The sequence below is a fragment of the Agromyces sp. P1_H4 genome (genome assembly GCF_056405255.1).
Genome location: NZ_JBFUCL010000215.1, coordinates 1 through 6576, shown reverse-complemented (window position 1 = coordinate 6576; position 6576 = coordinate 1). Strand labels below are relative to the sequence as shown.

At 71.9% G+C, this 6576-nt stretch carries 7 protein-coding genes; 5 read left to right on the top strand and 2 right to left on the bottom strand.

What is annotated here, in order from left to right; genetic code table 11:
- Positions 1–56 precede the first annotated feature (56 nt).
- On the top strand, positions 57–284 hold the full coding sequence (locus AC1DY2_RS13070; protein ID WP_309973377.1) for a hypothetical protein: 228 nt from the start codon (positions 57–59) through the stop codon (positions 282–284).
- Between the two features lie 81 nt (positions 285–365).
- Positions 366–2258 (top strand): ABC transporter ATP-binding protein, encoded by a 1893-nt coding sequence (locus tag AC1DY2_RS13065; RefSeq protein ID WP_476762821.1) that lies wholly within the window; start codon positions 366–368, stop codon positions 2256–2258.
- 45 nt (positions 2259–2303) lie between these two features.
- Here the strand turns inward: AC1DY2_RS13065 and AC1DY2_RS13060 are convergent, their stop codons facing one another.
- Positions 2304–3389: a ScyD/ScyE family protein gene (locus AC1DY2_RS13060; protein WP_476762820.1), complete on the bottom strand. Its 1086-nt coding sequence runs from the start codon at positions 3387–3389 to the stop codon at positions 2304–2306.
- A gap of 273 nt (positions 3390–3662) precedes the next feature.
- Between AC1DY2_RS13060 and AC1DY2_RS13055 the strand changes: the two genes are divergently transcribed.
- The 3 genes from AC1DY2_RS13055 to AC1DY2_RS13045 all read left to right on the top strand — a co-directional run bounded on the left by AC1DY2_RS13055 (position 3663) and on the right by AC1DY2_RS13045 (position 6032).
- A complete protein-coding gene (locus AC1DY2_RS13055; RefSeq protein ID WP_476762819.1) occupies positions 3663–4484 on the top strand; it encodes a hypothetical protein in 822 nt (273 codons plus the stop codon).
- A 43-nt stretch (positions 4485–4527) separates the two neighbouring features.
- Positions 4528–5004 (top strand): 2'-5' RNA ligase family protein, encoded by a 477-nt coding sequence (locus AC1DY2_RS13050; protein ID WP_476762818.1) that lies wholly within the window; start codon positions 4528–4530, stop codon positions 5002–5004.
- 107 nt (positions 5005–5111) lie between these two features.
- Complete coding sequence (locus AC1DY2_RS13045) at positions 5112–6032, top strand: endonuclease domain-containing protein (RefSeq protein WP_476762817.1); 921 nt, start codon at positions 5112–5114, stop codon at positions 6030–6032.
- A 103-nt stretch (positions 6033–6135) separates the two neighbouring features.
- On the opposite strand, the gene AC1DY2_RS13040 is transcribed toward AC1DY2_RS13045, so the two are convergent.
- Positions 6136–6522, bottom strand: coding sequence for a DUF1622 domain-containing protein (locus tag AC1DY2_RS13040; protein WP_476762816.1), 387 nt, complete (start codon positions 6520–6522; stop codon positions 6136–6138).
- Positions 6523–6576 lie beyond the last annotated feature (54 nt).

Below are 6576 nucleotides of genomic sequence, written 5' to 3'. Positions count from 1 at the left end.
GAGGCATCCGTCAACCTGAATTGACTTCTCGATCGCCGTCAATTACGGTTGACGACATGGACGACCGCACCCTCCGCACCGCCATCGCCGCCGCCGACGGCGACGACCCCTACCGGGCGCTCCGCGACCTGCACCGCGCCCGCATCGAGGTGAACCTCGCGCTCGACCGCGCCGAGGCCGTCGCCGTGCGCCGCGCCCGGGCGGCAGGGTCCAGCTGGCAGCTCATCGCCCTCGCGCTCGAGGTGTCGAAGCAGGCGGTGCACAAGAAGTACGGACGCAGGTAGGCGACGTATGCTGCAAGGCGGCGACGACGCAGGCATCGGGCGGATGCGGCATCCGCTCACCTCGCACACCAGGAAGAGCAGATGAGCACCACGCAGACCTCCACCCCCGCCCGACGCAGCCCCCTCGGCCGGCGCGGCACGCCCCCGACCGGGCCGCGCGCGACGTTCCGGCAGCTGCTGCCCTTCATCTTCGAGCACCGCCCCGTGCTCATCTGGGTCGCCGTGCTGTCGATCATCGGCGCGATCACGAGCCTCGCCCAGCCGCTGCTCRTCGCCCGGGTGATCACGATCGTCGAGGCCGGCCAGCCGCTCGGCTGGATCGTGTGGGGCCTCATCGCCCTCGTGATCATCAGCGGCATCATCTCGGGCTACCAGCACTACCTGCTGCAGCGCACCGGCGAGGGCGTCGTGCTCTCGAGCCGCAAGCGCCTCGTCGCGAAGCTGCTGCGCCTACCCATCGCCGAGTTCGACACGCGCCGAACCGGCGACCTCGTGTCGCGCGTGGGCAGCGACACCACGATGCTGCGCGCCGCGCTCACCCAGGGCCTCGTCGAGGCCATCGGGGGCACGGTCACGTTCATCGGCGCCCTCATCGCGATGCTCATCATCGACCCCGTGCTGCTCGGCCTCACCGTGCTCGTCATCGCGATCGCGATCACCACCGTCACCCTGCTCTCGGGGCGGGTTCGCGAGGCGTCGCACCAGGCCCAGGAGAAGGTCGGCGACGTCGCCGCCTCCGTCGAGCGGGCCATCAGCGCCGTCCGCACCATCCGGGCGTCGGGTGCCACGGAACGCGAGATCCGCTCGGTCGACGCGGCCGCCGAGGGCGCCTGGGAGATGGGCGTGAAGGTCGCCAAGATCTCGGCCCTCATCGTGCCCGTCGCTGGCATCGCCATGCAGGTGTCATTCCTCGTCGTGCTCGGCGTCGGCGGCTTCCGCGTCGCCTCGGGCGCCATCACGGTCGCCGACCTCGTCGCGTTCATCCTCTTCCTCTTCATGATGATCCTGCCGCTCGGCCAGGCGTTCGGGGCCGTCACCTCGGTGAACCAGGCGCTCGGCGCACTCGGCCGGATCCAGGAGATCCTCGACCTGCCCGACGAGGACGCCCACGACCGAGACCTCGCCCCCCTCGCCGTCATGGTCGGTGACGCGAACAGCGCCGTGCGGCCCGACGCCCCCGCCATCGAGCTCGACGACGTGCACTTCGCGTACGCGGCCACCCGGCAGGACCCGGCAGATCCCGGCAACGACTCCCCCGACGAGCACCTGCCCGAGCCCGACGTCACCGCCCGCCAGCCCGTGCTCCGCGGCGTCTCGTTCCAGGTGCCGCGGGGCCAGCGGGTCGCGCTGGTCGGCCCTTCGGGCGCCGGCAAGTCCACGATCCTCGCCCTCATCGAGCGCTTCTACGACCCCAGCGTCGGCGAGGTGCGCATGGGCGGGCTCGACCTGCGTACCCTCGACCGTCACGAGCTGCGGGCGCAGATCGGCTACGTCGAGCAGGATGCCCCGGTGCTGGCCGGATCCCTCCGCGACAACCTCAAGCTCGGCAGCCCCGACGCGAGCGACGCCGAGTGCGAGCACGTGCTGCGCGCCGTGAATCTCGGCTCGGTGCTCGACCGCGACCCGGCCGGACTCGACGCGGCGGTCGGCGAGGACGGCATCATGCTCTCGGGCGGCGAGCGCCAGCGCCTCGCCATCGCCCGCGCCCTGCTCGCTGCGCCGCCGATCCTGCTGCTCGACGAGTCCACGTCGTCGCTCGACGGCCTCAACGAGCGGATGATGCGCGAGGCGATCGACGCCGTCTCGGCGGGGCGCACGCTGATCGTGATCGCGCACCGCCTGTCGACGGTGATCGACTCCGACCGCATCGTCGTGCTCGATGGCGGGCACGTCATCGGCGAGGGGACGCACGCCGAGCTCGTCGACGCCGTGCCGCTCTACCGCGACCTCGCGGCGCACCAGCTGCTGGTCTGAGGCCGACCGGGCCGTCGCGTGCCGCGACGGCCCCGGGCCCGTCCGCTAGCGCAGCCCGATCGAGACGACCTTCCCGTCGCCGAACACGTCGGTCGAGACGTAGAGCCGTCCACGCTGCCACTCGACGCCCGCAGGCGAGGTCACCTCGGCGAAGGTGCTGACCTCGCCGCGCTTCGTGATGACCGACACCCGGTCGCCGAACAACTCGGCGACGAAGACCGTTCCGTTCGGCGCGACCGCGAGGCCGCTGGCACCGGCGAATCCCGTGGCGTACAGCTGCACCTCCCCCGTTGTCGGGTTCACCCGGTACACCGAGCCGTTCGCGCCGAGGCTCGCGTCCTCGGGGCCGCCGGGCAACGAGGTGACGTAGAGCCAGCCGTCCTTGCCCAGCTCGACGTCCGTGGGCACCGGCTCGGTGATGAACTCGTGGCCGACGACGCAGTCGGGCAGGCCGAATGATGCGGCGAGCGCCTCCGTGGCGACGAAGCTCGACGGCGGCAGTACGGCCACCGTCGAGATGTCACCGGCCGAGTCGACGGCGAGCACGGCATTCGCGCCCGCATCCGCGACGTACGTCACGTCCTTCAGCATGAGCGAGCCGTAGACGTGCGTGTCGATCGCGCCGCCGTGCGGCCCGACGAACGGAAGCAGGGCCGGCGGGATCTGTGCGAGGCACTCCTCCGGCAGATCCCGGAACCCGTACTCGGCGTCCGCGTCGGGATTGTTCACCTCTTCCCACGCCAGCACGTCCACCGAGGTCACCGTTCCATCTGCGGCGCGCCGCATGAGCCGCGAGGCGAGGACCTGCTCCATGTCGCCCTCGCGCTCGCCCMACGTGACGACGCCGTCCAGCGTCGACACGGCGGCGATGCCGGGTCCCGTCGCGAGGACCTCTGAGGCGCCGCCGGAGATCTTCGTGAGCAGGCCGGCGAAGTCCTGGCCGACGTAGAGGGTGCCGTTCGGCGTCACGTCGAACGTGAGCGGCCCGACGAGGTGCTCGGCCTCCGTCACCGTCTCGCCGGGTGACGGCGGCTTCGGCCCGTTCGGCGCGGCGACGGCCGGCGACGCGATCGCCGTGAGCGCCACCCCCATGAGTATCGCGGTCGTGGCGAGCGCAGTGGATCGTCGCATGGTTCTCCCCTTCGAGGAACGCCGCATCGGGAATGCTCACGCCGAGGCCGCTGTCTCGGGCCACAGCTGCGGCGGATGGCCCGGACTCTACGCCGACGCGCAGGTGACGAAAACCCCCGAACGGGGGCCACCCCGAGCGGGAACCGACTCAGGGAGAACCCCGGGGCCGAATGGGGGCTGGCCGGGATGGCACGCTGCATGATGCTCCGTAGCGTGGGCCTCCGCACCCGATCCCGGGGTGCCCTGAGCCCATTTCCCCCACGGAGGACCATCATGACCATCGCGACCATGTCCGCAACGCGCGACCTCTCCCGTCTCGACGAACTGCCGGTCGACCTCATCGACGACCTGCCGAACGTCGCCGACGCGTCCTCGGCGCGCGCGGGCCTCGGCGACTCGTTCGAGCGGGTGCAGGCCGGCATCCAGGGCTGGCTCCGCCACTGGGAGCCCCTGCGCCTGCCCGCCTTCGCCGCCGTGCGCGACGAGATGCCCGCGTCCGACCGCGGTCGCAGCGGTCTCCGCGCGGCGCCCACCACGACCGACGGCGCGGTGCGGGTCACGGCGAGCCTCTACGACCCGCCGAGCCGTGAGGGCGCGCCGCTCAACTGGTCCCGCAACTGGACGAGCCTGGCCGTGCTGCCGCCGGCGCGCGACGCCGGACGCCTCTACTACCGCTTCCGCGTGTCCAGCCGCCTCGTGCTCGACGGACGGGCCGAGCTCAGTCTCGCCTCGACGAGCGTRCATTTCGGCATCGTGCCGGATGCCGCGAAGGCGAGCCCGTTCGAGGCTCCCGGTTTCGCCACCCCCATCGCGCGCCCCCTCGTCGGCGTGCAGGCCCGGGAGGACCAGGACGCCTCGGCATCGCAGGTCTTCGAGGGCTCGATCACCGTGCGCCAGGGCGACACGCCCGCGATGGCCTTCGTGATCGGCACCGACCTGCTCTTCCAGGACGGCTGGGTGCGCGTGCACGAGGGCTCCAGCACCTGGATCGGCCCGTCGGAGCCCGGCGCCAGCGGAACGGTCGAGTTCCGCTACGCCCCCGCCGCGATGCTGCGCCTGCTCGGACGGCTCGACGAGTCGCACGGGGTCGTCTGACCGGCATCCGCCGACGCAGCAGACCGCGGTCTAGAATCGCCGGATGCCGCGCTTCGTCGTCGTGCTGCCGCTGGTGCCGCTCACCGAGGGCGACGAGTTCACCGTCGCCGACTGGCCGCTGCACGTGACGCTCGTCGAGCCGTTCCAGGCCGGCCTCGATGCCGACGAGCTCTCCGAGGTCGTCGGCGGCGTCGAGGGCATCGGCACGGGCGGCACCCCGATCCGCGCGACCGCGGGCGACGAGGCGCTGTTCGGTCGCCGGCGCGACGTGCCGGTGACGCTCGTGCAGGACGGCGGCGAGCTCGCCGGGCTCCGCGCGCGCACCTTGCACGCGCTCGTCGGATCCGGCATCGAGGTGCGCTCCCGCCTCGACTTCCGTCCGCACGTCACCCGCAAGCAGCACGGCGAGTTGCACCCCGGTGACCGCGTGGTGCTCGACACCGTCGCCCTCATCGACATGCGGCCCGCCGAGGGCGCCCACCACCGCCGCGTGGTGGCGGCGTGGCGCCTGGACGCCTGACCCGCGCGACGTAGCACTCGACCTCCACACGCCGCCACGCACGGATTCGTTCCCCGCCCGACCTGCCGTCGATGCGGTCGACCCCATGTCCATCGCACGATGAGCGGATGCCGCGAGCTCCGCACCCGCTTCCAGCACACCTGCACGATCGGGGCTTCACGGTCTCAGAGGCTCGCGCCCACGGCCTCACGGCGGCCCGGTTGCGGGCGTCGGATCTCGCGGCGCCGGCTTGGGGCATCCGGCATCCCGCCGACGGCTCAGCAGCGCCCGACGTGCGCGCCGGGCTGCTGGCACAACGCCATCCGGGATCATTCCTGAGCCATGGCACCGCCGCGGCGTTCTGGGGCCTGCAGGTCGAGCCGCCGCGCGATCGAGGCCTGGTGCACCTCGGCGTCGGTTCCGAGCTTCCGCGTCCACGGGGCGCCGGCGTCCGCGGGCATCGCCTGGACCTTCGGCCGGGCGAGCTGCACGTCGACGGACCGGTCGCCGTGACGGCGCCTGCCCGCACCTGGTTGGACCTCGCGACCACGGGTCTCGGCGTGGAAGACCTCATCGTCGCAGCCGACCGGATCCTGTGTCGGCGCCGGCCGCTCGCGACCTGCCACCAGCTCGAGCTGGTGCTGCTGCGGCATCCGGGTGCTCGCGGCATCCGCCTGTTGCGATCCGCCCTCCCCGAGGCGATCGAGGAGTCTGACTCGTCGAGGGAGACCCGGCTCCGAGTACGCCTCGTGAACGCCGGATTGCCGCGGCCCACCTCCGGCTTTGCCGTGCTCGACGCAGCGGGATCCACGGTCGCCGTGGCGGACCTCGCCTTTCCCGACTACCGGGTGCTGATCGAGTACGAAGGCGCGCATCACCTCATCGATGGGCGACAGTGGGCGCACGACCTCGATCGGTTCAACCGGTACCAGGAGCTCGGATGGCTCAGCCTTCGCGTCGGTGCACGCCAGTTCGATGCGTTGCCGGCAACGGTCGCGTTGATCGAGCGAACGCTGCGGACCCGTGGCTGGCGTCCGGGCGGCGTGTGACACGCGCCCGACGGCGTCGAGTGGTCACGTTCGGCGGTCTTCCCAGGTGGATGACCACGGAATGCGACCACTCGGCGGAACGCCTCGGCGTGTCGCCTCGCACTCAGCGGGCGTCGGCCGGGGCGGGCGTCGTGTCGGCATCGTCGATCGGCGCCGCGCGCTTCTGCCACGGCCACCGCCCCGAGACCTCGAGCTCGAGCGACCAGCTGAGGAACGTGCGGATGAGCACGATGATCGCGAGCACCAGCACCGAGTCGAGCGTGGGCGTCACGGCGACGGTCTTGATGATGTCGGCGGCGACCAGCAGCTCGAGGCCGAGCAGGATGGCGCGGCCGAGCACGCGGCGGAATCGTTCGTAGATCGGATACTTCCCACGGATGCCCCTGAGACCGGCGTCGATGCTCGCGTAGAGCACGCCCACCACGATGGCCAGCACGCCGACGACGTCGATGACCTGGCCGATCGACTCGATGATGGTGCCGAACTCCATGGCGCCTCCTCGCGGCACACGCTAGCGCCGGAGGCTCGCCGTCGGCGCGCGACG